This is a genomic window from Bartonella sp. AA81SXKL, assembly GCF_042196945.1.
In the GTDB taxonomy this organism is placed as follows: Bacteria; Pseudomonadota; Alphaproteobacteria; order Rhizobiales; family Rhizobiaceae; genus Bartonella.
On sequence record NZ_JBHIRH010000378.1, the window covers coordinates 338 to 577 of the forward strand.

A 240-nucleotide genomic window follows, 5' to 3' on the forward strand; every position below is an offset into this window, starting at 1 on the left:
CTAGTGAAACCCATATTTTTGCACCTCCAAAGGGCAAGACAAGCTTTACCTTTAAAACCTATTACGCTCCCATTGCTGCTGTTCATTCCCTTTTGTTGACGAAAGAAAAAACCGTGACAATAACCCGCGGTGCAGTTGCCTCCGGGCGTGATGGGGTGGCGGACAAAAGCATCACCGCTTTTATCAAAATTGTTCAAGTAACCAGGGAATTTAAAGAAGGCAAGGAGTTCAAAAAAACCG

Annotated in this window: 1 protein-coding gene; it reads left to right on the forward strand. The window is 44.6% G+C overall.

Features of this window, described 5'->3' with window-relative positions:
- Window positions 1–240 (forward strand): DUF4815 domain-containing protein (locus ACFINZ_RS11795; RefSeq protein ID WP_375701623.1); only part of this gene is annotated, 240 nt, incomplete at both ends.